Annotated in this window: 16 protein-coding genes, 4 tRNA genes and 3 pseudogenes; 17 read left to right on the forward strand and 6 right to left on the reverse strand. The window is 41.7% G+C overall.

Features of this window, described 5'->3' with window-relative positions:
• Positions 1 to 170: 170 nt before the first annotated feature.
• The 4 genes and pseudogenes from gltS to CFY87_RS11840 form a co-directional block, all read right to left on the reverse strand.
• Positions 171 to 1379: a sodium/glutamate symporter gene (gltS, locus tag CFY87_RS10415; protein WP_094947519.1), complete on the reverse strand. Its 1209-nt coding sequence runs from the start codon at positions 1377 to 1379 to the stop codon at positions 171 to 173.
• A 167-nt stretch (positions 1380 to 1546) separates the two neighbouring features.
• Positions 1547 to 1981 (reverse strand): D-aminoacyl-tRNA deacylase, encoded by a 435-nt coding sequence (dtd, locus tag CFY87_RS10420; RefSeq protein ID WP_094947522.1) that lies wholly within the window; start codon positions 1979 to 1981, stop codon positions 1547 to 1549.
• Positions 1978 to 2835, reverse strand: a complete 858-nt coding sequence (locus CFY87_RS11835; RefSeq protein WP_115610091.1) for a virulence factor BrkB family protein — start codon at positions 2833 to 2835, stop codon at positions 1978 to 1980. Before CFY87_RS11835 ends, dtd begins: the two co-directional genes overlap by 4 nt.
• Positions 2836 to 2841: 6 nt before the next feature.
• Positions 2842 to 3327 (reverse strand): annotated as a pseudogene (locus CFY87_RS11840) (YchJ family protein); the annotation flags it as partial.
• Positions 3328 to 3541: 214 nt separating this feature from the next.
• On the opposite strand from CFY87_RS11840, the gene CFY87_RS10430 reads away from it, so the two are divergent.
• Positions 3542 to 4393 carry a polysaccharide deacetylase family protein gene (locus CFY87_RS10430; RefSeq protein ID WP_094947528.1) on the forward strand — a complete coding sequence of 284 codons (852 nt, stop codon included), beginning with the start codon at positions 3542 to 3544 and terminating at the stop codon, positions 4391 to 4393.
• 179 nt (positions 4394 to 4572) lie between these two features.
• Complete coding sequence (locus tag CFY87_RS10435; protein ID WP_094947531.1) at positions 4573 to 6072, forward strand: helicase HerA-like domain-containing protein; 1500 nt, start codon at positions 4573 to 4575, stop codon at positions 6070 to 6072.
• Between the two features lie 59 nt (positions 6073 to 6131).
• Here CFY87_RS10435 and coaA read toward each other — a convergent pair whose 3' ends face one another.
• A complete protein-coding gene (gene coaA, locus CFY87_RS10440) occupies positions 6132 to 7085 on the reverse strand; it encodes a type I pantothenate kinase (RefSeq protein ID WP_094947538.1) in 954 nt (317 codons plus the stop codon).
• 215 nt (positions 7086 to 7300) lie between these two features.
• Between coaA and CFY87_RS10445 the strand changes: the two genes are divergently transcribed.
• The 15 genes and pseudogenes from CFY87_RS10445 to CFY87_RS10515 form a co-directional block, all read left to right on the forward strand.
• A tRNA-Thr gene (locus CFY87_RS10445) sits at positions 7301 to 7376 on the forward strand.
• 31 nt (positions 7377 to 7407) lie between these two features.
• A tRNA-Tyr gene (locus CFY87_RS10450) sits at positions 7408 to 7492 on the forward strand.
• Positions 7493 to 7532: 40 nt separating this feature from the next.
• Positions 7533 to 7607: transfer RNA gene (locus tag CFY87_RS10455), tRNA-Gly, on the forward strand.
• 3 nt (positions 7608 to 7610) lie between these two features.
• A tRNA-Thr gene (locus tag CFY87_RS10460) sits at positions 7611 to 7686 on the forward strand.
• Positions 7687 to 7785: 99 nt separating this feature from the next.
• Positions 7786 to 8970, forward strand: coding sequence for an elongation factor Tu (gene tuf / locus CFY87_RS10465; protein ID WP_094946789.1), 1185 nt, complete (start codon positions 7786 to 7788; stop codon positions 8968 to 8970).
• A gap of 174 nt (positions 8971 to 9144) precedes the next feature.
• Complete coding sequence (gene secE, locus CFY87_RS10470) at positions 9145 to 9558, forward strand: preprotein translocase subunit SecE (RefSeq protein WP_094947542.1); 414 nt, start codon at positions 9145 to 9147, stop codon at positions 9556 to 9558.
• 1 nt (position 9559) lies between these two features.
• Positions 9560 to 10114 (forward strand): transcription termination/antitermination protein NusG, encoded by a 555-nt coding sequence (gene nusG / locus CFY87_RS10475; RefSeq protein ID WP_094947545.1) that lies wholly within the window; start codon positions 9560 to 9562, stop codon positions 10112 to 10114.
• A 202-nt stretch (positions 10115 to 10316) separates the two neighbouring features.
• A complete protein-coding gene (gene rplK, locus CFY87_RS10480; RefSeq protein WP_094947548.1) occupies positions 10317 to 10745 on the forward strand; it encodes a 50S ribosomal protein L11 in 429 nt (142 codons plus the stop codon).
• A gap of 3 nt (positions 10746 to 10748) precedes the next feature.
• Positions 10749 to 11438, forward strand: coding sequence for a 50S ribosomal protein L1 (rplA, locus tag CFY87_RS10485; protein WP_094947551.1), 690 nt, complete (start codon positions 10749 to 10751; stop codon positions 11436 to 11438).
• Positions 11439 to 11641: 203 nt separating this feature from the next.
• Positions 11642 to 12739 carry a recombinase RecA gene (recA, locus tag CFY87_RS10490; RefSeq protein WP_094947553.1) on the forward strand — a complete coding sequence of 366 codons (1098 nt, stop codon included), beginning with the start codon at positions 11642 to 11644 and terminating at the stop codon, positions 12737 to 12739.
• A gap of 98 nt (positions 12740 to 12837) precedes the next feature.
• Complete coding sequence (gene recX / locus CFY87_RS10495) at positions 12838 to 13305, forward strand: recombination regulator RecX (protein WP_094947556.1); 468 nt, start codon at positions 12838 to 12840, stop codon at positions 13303 to 13305.
• 154 nt (positions 13306 to 13459) lie between these two features.
• On the forward strand, positions 13460 to 15904 hold the full coding sequence (locus CFY87_RS10500; RefSeq protein ID WP_094947559.1) for a DmsA/YnfE/YnfF family dimethyl sulfoxide reductase: 2445 nt from the start codon (positions 13460 to 13462) through the stop codon (positions 15902 to 15904).
• A gap of 10 nt (positions 15905 to 15914) precedes the next feature.
• Positions 15915 to 16535: a DMSO/selenate family reductase complex B subunit gene (locus CFY87_RS10505; protein ID WP_094947562.1), complete on the forward strand. Its 621-nt coding sequence runs from the start codon at positions 15915 to 15917 to the stop codon at positions 16533 to 16535.
• Position 16536: 1 nt separating this feature from the next.
• Positions 16537 to 17376: a dimethyl sulfoxide reductase anchor subunit family protein gene (locus CFY87_RS10510; RefSeq protein ID WP_094947565.1), complete on the forward strand. Its 840-nt coding sequence runs from the start codon at positions 16537 to 16539 to the stop codon at positions 17374 to 17376.
• Positions 17377 to 17568: 192 nt separating this feature from the next.
• A pseudogene (locus tag CFY87_RS10515) lies at positions 17569 to 18177 on the forward strand (IS1595 family transposase); the annotation flags it as partial.
• Here CFY87_RS10515 and CFY87_RS10520 read toward each other — a convergent pair.
• Positions 18165 to 18452: pseudogene (locus tag CFY87_RS10520) on the reverse strand (xylose isomerase); the annotation flags it as partial. The pseudogenes CFY87_RS10515 and CFY87_RS10520 sit on opposite strands and share 13 nt — an antisense overlap.
• Positions 18453 to 18647 lie beyond the last annotated feature (195 nt).

Raw genomic sequence — 18647 nt, forward strand, 5'->3', positions numbered from 1 at the left:
AGCGTAAACCCAGTAATTGCATTCGTTTTAATGACTGCTGATAAAATAGAAATTGAGGGGAATGATACAAATTTTTTGTTTGTTTTTTATTAATTTTTTCCTTATGCCTAAATGAAAAGAGAGCCGTTTGAGTGGCTCTCTTAGTTAGAATATTCATTATTCAGGGAATATTAATGTAACATATCTACCACATCTAAGAAAATTTTCAGTGATACGTTGTTGAGTAAGTCGATAAAAAACGCCCCGACCATGGGTACAATTAAGAACGCCTTATGGGAAGGACCGAAATGCGAGGTCACTGCTTGCATATTCGCCACCGCAGTTGGTGTGGCGCCTAAACCGAAGCCACAATGTCCCGCGCTTAATACGATAGCATCATAATCTTTACCCATTAAACGATAAGTTACAATGATCGCATATAGTGCCATCACCACTACTTGGATAAGTAGCACGATCAAGACCGGAATTGCCAGACCGGCAAGTTCCCATAATTTAAGTGACATTAATGCAATGGCAAGGAACAGAGAAAGTCCAACGGTACCTAGTACGTCAATGGCTTCATCAGCTACTTTGAATCTGAAAATATGGGCTAAGGCGTTACGAATGACGGTACCGGTAAATAAACACCAAACGAAGGTTGGTAATTGAATTGCGGTGCCTTTGGTTAACGCGTCTAGATATTGTCCTGCGAACAAACAGATGGACATCATGGTAATGGTTTCAATGATAGATCGCGTGTTGATTTTACGACGGTAAACCGGTTTTTCAAACGCTTCTTGTACATCATCAATATTTTCATCTTCTTGCACAGTTTCTTTGTGGGCGCGTTTAAGCAAGAAACTGGCAACCGGGCCGCCTAAAATACCGCCGAAGACTAACCCGAAGGTCGCACAAGCCATTGCCAACTCTAACGCACCATGAATGCCGAAACGGTTGGTTAAGGTTTCCGCCCACGCCGCACCGGTACCATGACCGCCGGTTAAGGTTACGGAGCCGGCAATTAAACCGTAAGCCGGATCTAATCCCAGCGCTATAGAGGAGAAAATACCTACAGTATTTTGCAGCATAATCAAACCTAGTGCGGCACCTAAAAAGATAATTAACGGTTTTCCACCTTTTGCCAGACGGGCGAAATTTGCGCTTAAACCGATAGAGCTAAAGAACACCAGCATCATGGTTGTTTGTAAGTTGGTATCGAAAGAAAAACTTAAGCCCCAAGTTTGGTGAACGACAGTTAAAATAACCGCGACAATAAAACCGCCAACCACGGGCTCGGGAATATTGAATTGATTTAGAAAGCGAACGCGTTTAACTAAGAAATAGCCTAGAAGTAGCACAAGACAGGCGAGCGCCACGGTTTGATAAGTATTAAAAGTCATATTGTCCTCTTGTAATTGTTATAATTTCCTTCATTTTTAGGAAATAAAAAATCTAGAGATAAAGCACTAGAATCTAATTGATAAAACAGCCTTGCAATCGTAAAAAGCAGGTTAAATCTAGCAAAAAAAGGCGTGTTTAGCCAGCGAAACATGCATCAAAATCATGGTTAAACGTTTAACCAAAAGGTTACCGGTCCATCATTGGTTAAATTGACCTGCATATCGGCAGCAAATTCGCCGCAAGAAACGCGGATTTTTTCACCGCACTTTTGAATAAAATAGGTATATAATTCATTGGCAAGATCGGGCGCGGCACCTTTGGAAAAACTTGGGCGCAAGCCTTTTTGCGTATCGGCGGCGAGGGTAAATTGCGAAACCACTAATACCTCTCCTTGAATTTGTTGTACATTTAAATTCATTTTGCCATTTTCGTCACTAAATACCCGATAATTTAATACCTTTTCCACCAATTTATCCGCTTTTTGGCGATTATCTTCTTTTTCGACGCCTAATAAAACTAACAATCCTTGTTGGATTTGCCCGATGATACGTTGATCGACTTCGACTTTGGCTTGGCTAACGCGTTGAATTAATGCAATCATGGATTTTCCTTTTCTACTGTGGGAGTTGAGGTTAAAGACGGATCACTTAGCTCGGCAAGTACTGCGGAAAGTTGCGCCCCGAGCAAGACCACAGTCCAACTTAATTGGATCCAAAGCAACATAATCGGCAGGGTTGCCATGGCGCCATAGATCAATTGGTATGACGGAAAGGTCGTAATATACCAAGTGAACGCTTGTTTACCTAAGGTAAAAAAGATCGCACCGATAAGCGCACCGGCGGCGGAATGTTTAATGCTGACTTTTTTATTCGGCACCACCATATAAAGTACAGTGAAAATAAACCAAGTTAATAAAAACGGGATAAAACTTAACAATTGCACGCCGAAAGGCAGCGATAACCCGCTGCCGGCTAAGGACAGCGCAAAGGAAGCGACATACGAACTGATCCCGATTCCCGTGGCGATAATCACCGGACCTAAGGTCAAAATTAACCAATAAATGGCAAATGAAAAGATCATAGGACGCGAACTGTTATCCCGCCAGATGGAATTTAACGTGCGATCAATGGAATTGATCAACATCAACGCCACAATAATTAAGCTGACGATCCCGACTGCGCTCATCTGCTTGGAATTATTGACAAATTGATCGATATATTCGCCCACCATATCGCCGGCAGATGGGGCAAAATTGGTAAAAATAAATTGCTTTAACTCGCCGGTGACTTCGTTGAAAACCGGAAAGGCGGAAAAAATCGAAAAGACCACCATAATCAGCGGCACAATTGCCAACATTGTACTATAGGTTAAATAACCGGCGGCTTGGGTCAGTTTATTTTGTTCAAACCGGCGGCAAAATAAGCGAAAAAACGTATGCAGTTGTTGGGTTGACATTAGGTTAAAAAATCCTCTGCAGCAATGTTTAAATTTTTTTCCTGAGCCACACAGGCAAGGTTGTTTGTTACTCGGCAAGGGAACCGTCGGATCGACAAAATACCACACGCCGTCAATTTTTACGAATAATGAATTTTCGTGATGTACTTGCCTTTGGTTTTGTTGCATAAAAAACGCATTAAACGCCACGCGACTATGTTGCACGGGTGTAGTTTTTGGGGAAAGTGCGGTCTGATTTTGTACAATTTCCAACCCGCTCCATTGGGTAGTTTGCGCCCATTCGCCTAATGCTTTCGCATCTAATAAGTCTTGCTGGGCCGGCGCGGTGGTGCGGATAATATAATCAATATCGCACAAAACAAACGCGCAGTAGCGCGAACGCATTAAGGCTTCTGCGCTTGGGGCATTCGCTTGTTGATGGTATTGACCGCAACATTCGCCATAATATAAACCGGATTGACAGGGGCAAAGTGCGGTGCTTTTTAGCATAATTTTGCTCAAAATCCTACCTCATTGAAACAAATTGACGCTAAGCATAGCATAAATTTGCACTATTTTGACCGCACTTTGTTTTTTTATTGGTTGACATTTGCGCGCCTTAGGGGTAACTTCGCACCCATTTGAAATTGGCGTAGGTGTCATGGATTTTCATGACGAAAATGCAGGCGAGGTATTTTGCTTTCGTTGACGTAGTTTAGAGGTTTTTATGTTTTGTACGATACCTGTTCTTATGTATCACCATGTCAGCCCCGCAGGCGGCATGATCAATGTAAGTCCACCGCATTTTGAATCACAATTAGCGGCATTGAAAAAAGCCGGTTATCACACCTTGAAAGCAAGCGAATTCGCTGATTATTTACAAGGAAAGATTGACGGACGCGCTGAACGTTTCAAAAAAGCAGTGGTGTTGACCTTTGATGATGGTTATTTGAATAATTGGGTGTATGCTCACGCGTTGTTACAAAAATATGAGCTAAATGCTATTTTGTTTGCCGCCACCGGCGAAATTGGGCAAGGCGAGGTACGTCCACATTTGTTGGATAATTCCGGAAAGGCGTTGCCGCCTAGTTATGAACATCATACCGGCAAGAAAATGAAACAAGAAGGGAAGATGGATGACGTGATGGCGCGTTGGTCGGAATTGCGCGCTATGGAACAAGCGGGAACCTTTGAAATTTTTAGTCATACGCACAGCCATCTTCGTTGGGATTTGTTGTGTGAGAATGCGGCAGAAAAAAGTGCAAAACTTGCCGAGGATTTACAACTTTCTCGTCAGGCGTTAGCGCGTGAGTTAGCAAAATCCGACACGGAACATCTTTGTTGGCCACAAGGTTATTACGATGAAGATTATGTGCGCGAGGCGGTTGTGCAGGGATTTAAGTATTTATACACCACAGATGCATACGGTTTTAATCGCCCACATATGGATAGTCGCTTTATCTATCGTATCTCGGTAAAAAATCGCTCCGGCGCTTGGTTGCTGCAACGACTTTTTGTGGCGCGTCATCCGATCATTGGACGAATTTATAATGGGGTTAAAAAATCCAAAGTCGCATAAGATGTGAGGTGTATTTGTTAAAATTGGCGTTATTGCATAGATGTGATTTGATGTTTGGAATAAATTCGTAATCTTTTGACCGCACTTGGTTTTTTTATTATGCAGCAAGATGTTTTTGCTTTAAAGTATTGGGCAACGCAGAACCCGTTAAGCATGACCAACAACATAAGGAACAAAATATGCAATATGTATTAGCACAAACCGAACAAGGTCAAACCTTGGGGGTTACCGCCAAAATAGCGAATCGCCACGGTTTGATTGCCGGTGCAACCGGAACAGGGAAAACCGTGACTTTGCGCAAAATGGCGGAGGCCTTTAGTGATGATGGCGTGCCGATTTTTTTAGTTGATGTTAAAGGCGATTTATCCGGTTTGGTGCAAGCCGGCGAGATGCAGGGCAAAATTGCAGAACGGATTACCCAATTTAATTTAGGCGGTGAGCAATATTTATCCGGCTATCCTGTGTCCTTTTGGGATACGTTCGGCGAAACCGGCATTCCATTGCGAACCACCATTTCTGAAATGGGACCTTTATTGTTGTCACGCTTGCTCAATCTTAACGCAACACAAGAGGGCTTGCTAAATTTGGTGTTCCGCGTGGCGGATGATCGCGGTTTGTTGTTGATTGATTTAAAAGATTTACGTGCTATGTTGAAATTTGTGGCAGAAAATGCCAAAAGCTTTCAATTGGAATATGGCAATGTTTCCTCTGCCAGTGTGGGCGCGATTCAACGTGCATTGTTGGCGTTGGAAAATGAGGGCGCGGCAAGTTTATTTGGTGAGCCGGCTTTAAATTTAGAAGATTGGTTGCAAACTCGGGATGGTCGCGGCGTGATCAATGTTCTTAACGCGGAAAAATTGATTAATTCGCCGAAAATGTATAGTGCCTTTTTATTGTGGCTCATGGCAGAATTATTTGAAAATTTACCAGAACTGGGCGATCCGGATAAACCGAAATTTGTGATGTTTTTTGATGAAGCACATTTATTATTTGATGATGCACCGCAGGCATTGGTAGAGCGTGTGGAAAAAGTGGTGCGATTGATTCGTTCAAAAGGCGTCGGTGTTTATTTTGTCACGCAAAATCCGCTAGATTTGCCGGATACGGTGTTGGGGCAATTGGGTAATCGGGTTCAACACGCTTTGCGTGCGTTTACGCCACGTGATCAAAAAGCGGTAAAAGCGGCGGCGGAAACTTTCCGAGCCAATCCTAAGGTGAATGTGGTGGAAACCATTTCTACCTTGGGCGTGGGGCAAGCGTTAGTTTCATTTTTAGATGAAAAAGGGATGCCGACGCCGGTGGAAGTGGCTTATATTTATCCTCCTCGTAGCCGGCTTAAGCCGTTGGAGGTGCTTGAGCGTCAAGATTGGGTAAAATCGGATGATCTTTATGCTTATTATCGTGCGTATGTGGATAATGAGTCGGCGTTTGAAATGCTTAATCAGCAAGCGGATTTAGCTGCTGTGGCGCAAAAACAAGCAGAGCAGGCGCAAGCGGAAGAAGAAAATGGGTTGATGCACCGCTTGAGCCGGATGTTGTTTGGGCGGAAAAAACGTGGCGAGCAGTTGACGGTGACGGAGCAAGTGGTGAGCAGTGTAGCGAAATCTGTCGGACGCAATTTGCGTAATCAAATTACTAAACAAATTATGCGTGGCATTTTGGGGGCGCTGAAAAAATAAAAGTGCGGTCAATTTTAGCCTGATTTTATAAAGGGAAATGGAAGCATTTCCCTTTTTGTTCATTTGCGTACTTTTATCAATTCGACCGCATGATCTTCGCCTTTGGTCAAAATTAAATTTGCCCGTTCGCGGGTTGGCAGGATGTTTTGTTTGAGATTTAATCCGTTAATTTCATTCCAAATTCGGCCGGCGGTGGCGATAGCTTCTTGTTCGGATAAATTGGCGTAATGTTTAAAATAAGAATTCGGATCGCTAAAGGCACTGCGACGAAATTTGAGAAAGCGACGAATGTACCATTCTTTTAATAAGGTTTCTTCGGCATCTACAAAAATGGAAAAATCCACAAAATCGGAAACGAAAATTTGATTGGTTTTGCTGCTGCCAGTTTGTAGTACATTTAACCCTTCCAAAATTAAAATATCCGGTTGATCAACCACATTAAAACGGTTCGGTACAATATCATAGGTTAAGTGTGAGTAAATCGGCGCCTGTACATTGGCTTTGCCGGATTTGATGTCCGCCAAAAAATGAATGAGCTTGGGGGTATCATAGGAAACGGGAAAGCCTTTTTTATCTAATAAATTCGCTTTTTTTAATTTTTCCAAGGGATAAAGAAAACCGTCGGTGGTGATTAAATCTACTTTTCTGGTATGCGGCCAATGTGTAAGTAACGATTGCAAAATACGAGCGGAGGTACTTTTCCCGACCGCAACGCTGCCGGCAATACTAATAATGTAAGGCACTTTGGGATTATGGCCGCCGAGAAAACGGTTTAATACCGTTTGGCGGCGTAAGTTTTCTTCAATGTAATAATTGATTAAACGGGCAAGGGGAAGATAAATCGTGCTGACTTCGTCCAACGACAGTTCTTCGTTAAAGCCGAGTAAGGGTTTTAAATCTTGCTCGGTGAGTTTTAACGGAACGGATTTACGCAAATCCGCCCATTGTTGGCGATTGAAGCTTAGAAATGGACTTAATTGATCAGTTAATAAGGTTGAATTTAATTGTTTCACGATCGTTCTTTTTGTTTTTTCAGTAAAATGTGCTAGGAAATATACATGATAAATGCAGATAAGCGCATAAAAATTTCATCTGAATTATTGCTTTTTTAATAAAAAATAGGCGTTTTGTTTGAGAAATAGTCGAATAAATAAAAAAATGTTTTTTTTGCAAAAAACGCTTGTCAGCGATAAAATTTTCCCTATAATACGCCTCACTTGCTTACGACGCCGACTTAGCTCAGTAGGTAGAGCAACTGACTTGTAATCAGTAGGTCATCAGTTCGATTCCGATAGTCGGCACCATTTTAATCGTAGCTAGGTTTATTCATTGTTCGGAGGGATTCCCGAGCGGCCAAAGGGAGCAGACTGTAAATCTGCCGGCTCAGCCTTCGAAGGTTCGAATCCTTCTCCCTCCACCATTATTAGATGAATGCTGATGGGGTAGATGAATTTAGGAATGCGGGCATCGTATAATGGCTATTACCTCAGCCTTCCAAGCTGATGACGCGGGTTCGATTCCCGCTGCCCGCTCCAAGCGCTGATATAGCTCAGTTGGTAGAGCGCACCCTTGGTAAGGGTGAGGTCGGCGGTTCAAATCCGCCTATCAGCACCAGCCTTTAATTTCACCTCTCCTTAATGTCAATTTTATTAATTTTGGTTAATGTGGTATATTGAACCATCAATAATCATGTTTATCTAGAGGGACTTTTCAATGTCTAAAGAAAAATTTGAACGTACAAAACCGCACGTAAACGTGGGTACAATCGGCCACGTTGACCATGGTAAAACAACCTTAACCGCAGCAATCACTACCGTATTGGCAAAACACTTCGGTGGTGCGGCGCGTGCATTTGACCAAATCGATAACGCGCCGGAAGAAAAAGCGCGTGGTATCACCATCAACACATCACACGTTGAATACGATACAGAAACTCGTCACTATGCACACGTTGACTGTCCGGGACACGCCGACTATGTTAAAAACATGATCACCGGTGCGGCGCAAATGGACGGAGCAATCTTAGTCGTTGCGGCGACTGATGGTCCAATGCCGCAAACTCGTGAACACATTCTTTTAGGTCGCCAAGTAGGTGTACCTTACATTATCGTATTCTTAAACAAATGCGACATGGTGGATGACGAAGAATTATTAGAATTAGTGGAAATGGAAGTGCGAGAACTTCTATCTCAATACGACTTCCCGGGTGATGACACACCAATCGTACGCGGTTCAGCATTAAAAGCGTTAGAAGGTGAAGCGGAGTGGGAAGAAAAAATTCTTGAGTTAGCGAAGCACTTAGATACTTACATTCCGGAGCCGGAGCGTGCAGTGGACCAACCGTTCTTATTACCAATTGAAGACGTATTCTCAATTTCTGGACGTGGTACTGTAGTAACTGGTCGTGTAGAACGTGGTATCATCCGTACAGGTGAAGAGGTTGAAATCGTTGGTATTAAAGAAACTGCGAAAACTACCGTAACCGGTGTTGAAATGTTCCGTAAATTACTTGACGAAGGTCGTGCAGGTGAAAATATCGGTGCATTATTACGTGGTACCAAACGTGAAGAAATCGAACGTGGTCAAGTATTGGCGAAACCGGGTTCAATCACTCCACACACTGACTTTGAATCCGAAGTGTACGTATTATCAAAAGAAGAAGGCGGACGTCACACTCCATTCTTCAAAGGTTACCGTCCACAATTCTATTTCCGTACAACTGACGTAACTGGTACAATCGAATTACCGGAAGGCGTGGAAATGGTAATGCCGGGCGATAACATCAAAATGACAGTAAGCTTAATCCACCCAATCGCGATGGACCAAGGTTTACGTTTCGCAATTCGTGAAGGCGGACGTACGGTCGGTGCAGGTGTTGTAGCTAAAATTATCAAATGATGAGCATTACATCAACAAGATGAAAGAAGGGTATCGCAAGATACCCTTTTTGTTAGTGTGAAAAATAATATAACAAAATTTCATCTTTTTAATAGGCAATAAAATAATAAAATGCTACAATCACGCGTTCAGATAGGTTCCCTATTTTTAAATTGAATATGATGGATTAAATTTATGGCGTTAGAAATTGAGAAAAAGAAAAATACGCAAGATGCAGAAGCGGCAGTAAAAGCAAAAGGGGTAAATTCGTTTTTGTGGTTGCTTGCTGTCGTTATTGTTGCAGTGGCTGCGCTCGGTAATATTTATTTGGTTGAGCAATTTTCAACTCCTATTCGTGTAGTAGGTGTTGTCATTTTGTTGATTGTCGCCTTAGCGATTGCGGCTATCACCAATCAAGGGACGAAAGCGAGAACCTTTTTAACTGATTCTAGAACCGAATTAAGACGAATTGTGTGGCCAACCCGTCAGGAAGCAATGCAAACGACACTTATCGTATTAGGGGTAACTGTGCTCGTATCTTTGATTTTGTGGGGATTAGATTCAATTATTGTGTCTATAATTACATTTTTAACAGATTTGAGGTTCTAAAATGACAGAAAATACACCTAAAAAACGTTGGTATGTATTGCAGGCATTTTCAGGCTTTGAAGGTCGTGTAGCGGCAACATTACGTGAATATATTAAATTGCACCAAATGGAAGATCAATTTGGCGAGGTGTTGGTGCCAACTGAAGAAGTGGTTGAAAATGTCGGTGGAAAACGTCGCAAAAGTGAGCGTAAATATTTCCCGGGTTATGTGCTCGTGCAAATGGAGATGAATGATTATACGTGGCAATTGGTTCGTAGTGTTCCACGCGTAATGGGATTTATTGGCGGTACTCCGGATAAACCGGCGCCAATCAGCAATCGTGAAGCGGATATCATTTTGAATCGTCTTGAGCAAAATTCAGATAAGCCGAAACCGAGAACGACCTTCCAGCCGGGTGAAGAAGTGCGTGTTACTGAAGGACCGTTCGCTGACTTTAATGGAACCGTGGAAGAAATTGATTATGAAAAAGGTCGCCTTAAAGTTTCCGTTTCTATCTTTGGTCGGGCTACTCCGGTTGAACTTGAATTTGGTCAAGTAGAAAAAGTTAATGGTTAATTTTAATTTTGTGAAAACGAAACCGTTTGTTGCCAAGGTGACAGGCGGTTTTTTCTAAATGCAGATAAATAAACAAAATTGCTTGAAAAAACACCGCACTTTCTATATAATTCGCACCCTATTATGGGCAAGTTATCTTGCTCATATTTTTGTAAACTAGGGAAGCTGCAAGGCGTTATTACCCATTCCAGAGGAAATTAAAATGGCAAAAAAAGTACAGGCATACGTTAAGTTGCAAGTTGCAGCGGGTATGGCTAACCCTTCACCACCAGTTGGTCCTGCCTTGGGTCAACAAGGCGTTAATATCATGGAATTCTGTAAAGCATTCAACGCTCGTACTGAGAGTTTAGAAAAAGGTTTACCAATTCCTGTGGTCATTACCGTTTACGCGGATCGTTCTTTCACTTTTGTTACTAAAACCCCACCGGCAGCTGTGTTGTTGAAAAAAGCGGCGGGCATCAAATCCGGTTCGAGTAAACCTAACAAAGATAAGGTTGGTAAAGTAACACGTGCACAAGTTCGTGAGATTGCTGAAACTAAAGCGGCAGATATGACCGGTGCAACAATTGAAACTAAGATGAAATCTATTGAAGGTACTGCACGTTCAATGGGCTTGGTAGTGGAGGACTAATCAATGGCTAAACTTACCAAACGTATGAAAGCAATTAAAGCTGTCGTGGATTCAACCAAACAATATGAAATCAACGAAGCGATTGCAGTATTAAAACAATTTACTTCATCTAAATTTGTAGAAAGCGTTGATGTCGCAGTAAATTTAGGGATTGATGCGCGTAAATCTGATCAAAACGTACGTGGCGCAACCGTATTACCGCATGGTACAGGTCGTTCTGTTCGTGTTGCCGTGTTTACCCAAGGTGCAAATGCAGATGCTGCAAAAGCTGCTGGTGCGGATTTGGTTGGCATGGAAGATTTAGCGGAACAAATCAAAAAAGGCGAAATGAATTTTGATGTTGTTATCGCTTCTCCGGATGCAATGCGTGTTGTTGGTCAATTAGGTCAAGTATTAGGTCCACGTGGCTTAATGCCGAACCCGAAAGTGGGCACCGTCACACCAAACGTTGCTGAAGCAGTAAAAAATGCAAAATCTGGTCAGGTTCGTTACCGCAATGATAAAAACGGTATCATCCACACTACTATCGGTAAAGCAGATTTTGCTCCAGAACAATTGAAAGAAAACCTTCAAGCATTATTGGTGGCGTTAACCAAAGCAAAACCAACAACTGCAAAAGGTATTTTTATTAAGAAAGTAAGCATTTCTACTACGCAAGGCGCAGGTGTTGCTGTAGATCAAGCTTCTCTGTAATCTTATTTTAAGATTTTCAAAGGCGCTAGTAATAGCGCCTTTTCTTTTTTTCCACAAAGTGCGGTCATTTTTTGACTATTCTTTTTTGATTTTGGATGTTAAGTCACATTTCATGCAAAAAAATAAAAATTTCACTTGATACTGTATATCAGTACAGTTATTATTATCAGGTAAAAGTAATAATGATTTTTTCGAGGTATAACATGGCAGCTAAAGATACAAAAGACAAAGAGCCGAAAGATCCAAAAGAAGCAAAGGCGAAGGCATTGGAAGCCGCATTAGGTCAAATTGAAAAACAATTTGGTAAAGGTTCTATCATGAAATTAGGTGAAACCCAAACGTTGGATGTGGAGTCTATTTCTACTGGTTCGCTGAGCTTAGATGTGGCTTTGGGGATTGGCGGTTTGCCGATGGGACGGATTGTGGAAATTTTTGGACCGGAATCTTCCGGGAAGACCACATTGACTCTTTCCGTTATTGCACAAGCACAAAAACAAGGTAAAACCTGTGCTTTTATTGATGCAGAACATGCATTAGATCCGATTTATGCCGCGAAATTGGGCGTTGATGTTAAAGAATTACTGGTGTCGCAACCGGATAATGGTGAGCAAGCTTTAGAAATTTGTGATGCGTTGGTACGTTCAGGGGCGGTGGATGTAGTGATCGTTGACTCGGTTGCCGCATTAACGCCGAAAGCGGAAATTGAAGGTGATATGGGCGACTCACATATGGGACTACAAGCGCGTTTGATGTCACAAGCCTTACGCAAATTAACGGCACAAATTAAAAGCTCCAATTGCTTAGTCGTATTTATTAATCAAATTCGGATGAAAATCGGCGTAATGTTTGGTAATCCGGAAACAACAACCGGTGGTAACGCATTAAAATTTTATGCCTCTGTTCGTTTGGATATTCGTCGCGTTGGTGCAGTAAAAGAGGGCGATGAAATTATCGGTAACGAAACCAGGGTGAAAGTGGTGAAAAATAAGGTGGCGCCACCATTCCGTCAAGTGGAATTCCAAATTTTATATGGTGAAGGAATCTCCAAAAATGGTGAATTAATCGAATTAGGCGTGAAGCACAAATTAGTAGAAAAAGCTGGTGCTTGGTATTCCTATAGCGGCGAAAAAATAGGACAAGGTAAAGCTAATGCCATGAAATGGTTAATGGAACATCAGGAACAAGCGTTGGAGCTGGAAAATCGATTACGTACTGAATTATTGGCGAATCCGGATAAAACGCTTATGGCAGATATTGAACAGGTCGAACATGAAGATGTGTTAGACGATAGCGATTTTTAAACAGAAAACGAGCGAAAGTGCGGTCATTTTGACCGCACTTTTGTTAAGTGAGGAGCCATTTGGCAACAAGTTATCGATTTATAGTGTGAGGAGCGGAAATGTCATCATTGGCGTTAAGTTACATTGTGAATTTATTATCTCGTCGCGAATATAGCGAATTTGAATTGCGTTGTAAAATGCAAGAAAAAGCCTTTTGTGAAGATGAAATCAATCAAGCCTTAAGCCAAGTACAGCAAAAACATTGGCAAAGCGATAAGCGTTTTACCGAAAATTATATTCATGCCCGTGCACAACGTGGTTATGGCTTTAATCGTATCCGGCAAGAATTAAAACAACTGAAAGGTATTCGATCTCAAGTAATTGATGAAATTATGACGGAATTGGAAATTGATTGGTCGGTATTAGCACATACCACATTGCGTAAAAAGTTTCCCGATTATGCTAAATGTGATGATCTAAAAACTAAACAAAAAATTTGGCGTTATATGCTTTCTCATGGTTTTTTTGCTGATGATTTTAAACAGTATATCGGCATGTCGAAAGAAGAGTCGGAATGGGATGTTTAAATAATAATTATTTTTATTAACTATTTGATTTGCATTATATTTTTACTGCTTTTTGTATCTTTATTTAAGGTTAATTTGATCTAATTCATAAAATCTGTGTTTTATTCATGATTTAATTTCTACCATGGTTGTCCATTACTATTTTGGGGGATTTATGGATAAGTTAAATCAGCATTCATCTTGTTCACGACGAACATTTTTAAAGGGGGCTTCTGTTGGATTAGCCGCGGTGGCGGCGGATATTTCGCTCCCGTTTAATGTAATGGCAAGCACGGAAAGTATTGCAGCGGAAAGTGCGGTCGTTTCTGAAGAAAAAATTGTGTGGAGTGCTTGTACGGTAAACTGCGGTAGTCGCTGTCCGTTAAGAATGCACGTTAAAGATAATAAAATTACCTATGTAGAAACCGATAATACCGGCACTGAAACTTATAATTTAGATCATCAAGTGCGTGCCTGTTTGCGCGGTCGTTCTATGCGTCGTCGCGTATATAATCCTGACCGTTTAAAATATCCAATGAAACGTATTGGGAAACGAGGTGAAGGTAAATTTAAACGCATTAGCTGGGATGAAGCATTAACGGAAATTGCCGAGTCATTACAGAAAAATATTGCGAAATATGGTAATGAAAGTATTTATTTAAACTATGGGACGGGGACATTGGGCGGTACGATAACCAAATCTTGGCCGCCAGGTTCGACCTTAATTGCCCGTTTGATGAATTGTATCGGCGGTTATCTGAACCATTACGGAGATTACAGTACTGCGCAAATTGCGGTTGCTTTAGATTATACCTATGGTGGCGGCTGGGCGCTTGGTAATGGAATGGCGGATATTGAAAATAGTAAATTAGTGGTGCTATTTGGTAACAATCCGGCAGAAACACGGATGAGTGGTGGCGGTTTAACTTATTGTATCGAACAGGCGCGGGAAAAATCCGGTGCGAAAATGATCGTGATCGATCCTCGCTATACGGATACCGGTGCGGGACGGGAAGATGAATGGATCCCGATTCGTCCCGGTACCGATGCGGCATTAGTATCTGCGCTCGCCTATGTCATGATTACGGAAGATTTAGTGGATCAAGCTTTCCTCGATAAATATTGCGTCGGTTATGATGAAAAAACCTTGCCACAAGATGCGCCGCGCAATGGACATTACAAGGCTTACATTTTAGGCCAAGGGGATGACGGTATTGCAAAAAAACCGGAATGGGCTGCGAAAATCACCGGTATTCCGCAAGCGCGTATTGTCAAACTTGCTCGTGAAATTGCAACCGCGAAACCGGCATTTATTGCCCAAGGTTGGGGACCGCAGCGGCGCAGTAATGGCGAATTAATTTCGCGCGCTATTGCCATGTTGCCAATTTTAACCGGTAATGTCGGCATTCATGGCGGTAATACGGGAGCGAGAGAAAGCGCTTATTCTATTCCATTTGTGCGTATGCCAACCTTGGAAAATCCGGTAAAAGCTAGCATTCCAATGTTCTTGTGGACAGATGCGATTTTCCGTGCCTATGAAATGACCGCCCTGACTGATGGTATTCGTGGTGTGGAGAAATTAACTGCGCCGATTAAAGTGATTTGGAATTATGCGGGTAACTGTTTAATTAACCAACATTCGGAAATTAACCGCACTCATGAAATCTTGCAAAATGAAGATCAATGCGAGTTGATCATCACCATTGATAACCACATGACCTCCACTGCAAAATACAGTGATATTTTATTGCCGGATTGTACTGCGTCCGAACAAATGGATTTTGCCTTAGATGCTTATGTTGCTAATATGAATTATGTGATTTTTGCCGATCAAGTGGTTAGCCCATCTTTTGAATGCCGCAATATTTACGATATGTTATCGAGTTTAGCAGAGAAATTAGGTGTAAAAGAAAAATTCACCGAGGGAAGAACGCAAGAGGAATGGTTACGTCATATTTATGAACAGTCCCGTGCAAATCTTCCGGAATTACCAACCTTTGAGGAATTTAGAAAACAAGGGATTTTCAAAAAAGTCGATCCAAAGGGCTTTTATGTGGCATACAAAGACTTTAGGGAAAATCCAGAAGCCAATCCGTTAAAAACACCATCAGGAAAAATTGAAATTTACTCTTCTCGCCTTGCGGAGATAGCCAAAACATGGGTATTAAAAGAAGATGAAGTGATTCATCCATTGCCAATTCATGCGGATAGCTTTGAGCATTATGGTGATCCGTTGATGGAAAAGTTCCCCTTACAGCTCACAGGGTTCCACTACAAAGCACGTACTCATTCGACTTATGGTAATGTTGATGTGTTGAAATGCGCCAATCCGCAAGAAGTGTGGATTAATCCAATTGATGCACAACCAAGAAATATTAAAAATGGCGATATGATCCGTATTTTTAATGATCGCGGTGAAGTACGTATTCATGCCAAAGTGACACCGCGAATTATCCCGGGCGTTGTGGCATTAGGCGAAGGAGCGTGGCATCAAGCGGATATGTTTGGCAACAAAGTGGATCATTCAGGTTGTGTCAACGTATTGACTACGCAACGCCCGTCGCCACTTGCCAAAGGGAATCCGCAACATTCCAACTTAGTGCAAATTGAGAAAGTGTAAGGAGTAGAAGATGAGTAAGCAATATGGTTTTTATTTTGACTCCGAGCGCTGTACGGGGTGCAAAACGTGTGAATTAGCTTGTAAAGATTATAAAGATTTAGATACCGAGGTGAATTTTCGGCGCATTTATGAATATGCCGGCGGTAATTGGGTGCAGCAGGCGGATGGCTGTTGGAATCAAGATGTATTCGCTTATTATATGTCGATTTCTTGTAATCATTGTGATAATCCGGCTTGTGTGGCGGTTTGTCCAACCGGTGCAATGCACAAAAACGCTGATGGATTTGTGATTGTCAATGAAGAAATCTGCATTGGATGTCGCTATTGCCGCATGGCTTGTCCGTATGATGCACCGCAATATGATGCGAAAAAAGGACACATGACCAAATGTGACGGTTGTTATTCGCGCATTCAAGAGGGACAAAAACCGATTTGCGTGACGGCTTGCCCGTTACGTGCCTTGGATTTTGCACCAATTGACGAATTGCGAGAAAAATACGGTACGCAAGCATCCATTGCGCCATTACCGCCGACAGAAGTGACGTACCCGAATTTGGTGGTGAAAGCCAATAAAAATGCACGCCCAAGTGGTGACGCTACGGGCTTTTTAGCAAACCCGCGGGAGGTGTAGGATGAACGCAGGATTACATGAATTACCACTGATTTTTTTCACCGTGTTGGCACAAAGTGCGGTCGGTGCATTTTTAGTTTTTACTTTCGTGTTGTTGCAGTCGCAAAATGACAAAAGCCGGTGCTATATTTATCGCGTGATGTTTGTGGTATTAGTATTATTGGGGCTTGGTTTTGTTGCTTCAATTCTGCATTTAGGTTCGCCGCTACGTGCGTTTAATTCGCTCAATCGCGTAGGTGAATCTATGTTGAGTAACGAAATTGCCTCCGGCGCCATATTTTTCGTGCTGGCGGTTTTATATTGGTTGATTTCTGTTTTAGACAAAATGCCGGTCGCATTAGGAAAACTGTGGCTGATTGTTACCTCCGTTGTCGGCTTGGTATTTATGTATATGATGGCACATGTCTATTTTCTCGCCACTGTACTAACTTGGCACACCCCATTAACGCCATTAGCCTTTTACCTCACGGTGGTTGTTGGCGGTTTAGCATTAGGGTATGCCTTGCTTGAACCGAATAGCGCAAAAAACTATCACTTATCTTGGGTGAAAGGATTATATGCCATTGGTGTGTTGCTGATTGCTATTTGTGTAGTTTATCAAGGAATTTCCTTGGGACGAATCCACAGCTCCGTACAACAAGCCACGGCATTAGTTCCGGATTACGCACCAATGATGGTGTTGCGTTTATGTTTGTTAGGCATTGCCGCTGTTTTATTGGTAAAAAGCAAAAATGCAGCGGTATTGCTGCTTGCTGTGGTGTTGACATTTACCGGCGAATTGATTGGACGCACGCTATTTTACGGGTTGCATATAACAGCAGGTATGGCGGTTGGCAGTTAATTATCACCACATTTGTTAAAAATTAATCCAAAATACGCCGTACTTTTCTTTCTTTGTGAGCAAAAGGTGCGATGCTTTTTTAAGGGGTAATGGACAAAAAGCTCACATTTTTATCCATTACACCTATATGTATGCTCATGGTATTTTGAAAAAGGATCTGTGGCAGATTAGCATAGCTGATATACTACAAAAATGAAGATAATCCATTGTAAATTAAAGAACTCTTTGCAGAAAAACTCCTTGAGTTTTTGTTGCTGAAGTAACAGCCGGAACTGCTGCTGATTTGCCGAGTATACAACCCAATACAGCAGTCCTGTTTTATCATAAAATCAGGTTGGGCATTGAACATCATTTAGCCATTGAAGCTCACGAAATTTTTGAGGGAAAAAATTGAGGTAAATGAAAGCTATTTTGGTGGTCATCGTAAAGGAAAACGAGGGCGAGGTGCGGCTGGGAAAGTCGCCGTATTCGGTTTGTTAAAGCGTCAAGGAAAGGTGTTTACCGTTGAGGTAGAAAATTCCGAATCAGAATGATGCCTCTCCTTACAAGGAAAATCAAGCCTGACAGTTGGGTTTATACGGATACCTATCGTAGCTATGATACCCTTGATGTGAGCGAATTTCATTACGAATGAATCAATCATTCCGAGGTGTTTGCGATAAAACAAAATTATATCAATGGAATAGAAAATTTTGGGAGTCAAGCGAAGCGAGTACTCCGAAAATATAATGGAATTAACCGAAAAACTTTCCTTTATTCTTGAAAGAATGTGAATTTCGGTTTAACTTTGGTACGCCTAATTTTTGCAAGAATTCAAAGGCAATTTCCGCTTTTTGTTTTGCCGCCTCTAACGGATTGGAGACTTTTTGCCAGCTACGGTTAAGCGATCCGACCCCAAACATATCATTGCCTTCCCAACAAAAAGTATGCCAATAACATACTGCTAAACGCAGATGTTCTTCCATGGTTTTACCTAAAATCACTTCTTGTGGATTGTAATGTTTAAACGCAAACGGATTAGTTGAATTTATACCTTCATATTGCACTTTCGCGATTTTGTCGAAGTAGTTGGACATCGTTCATTCTCCTCTAAGTAGTAAATACTGAAATCCATAGCATAATGACGAAAACTAGAAATGCCTTCAATTACGATATTTCGTTTTTCAATTTAGATTATTAGTTAATGTGTATCAGATCACAAAAGTGAAAAAAGTAATTAACATATAAGATTTAATAATTTAAAAATTATCAAGTAAATGATTTAAAAGTAT

The organism is Actinobacillus seminis (genome assembly GCF_002263215.1).
Lineage (GTDB): Bacteria > Pseudomonadota > Gammaproteobacteria > Enterobacterales > Pasteurellaceae > Actinobacillus_B > Actinobacillus_B seminis.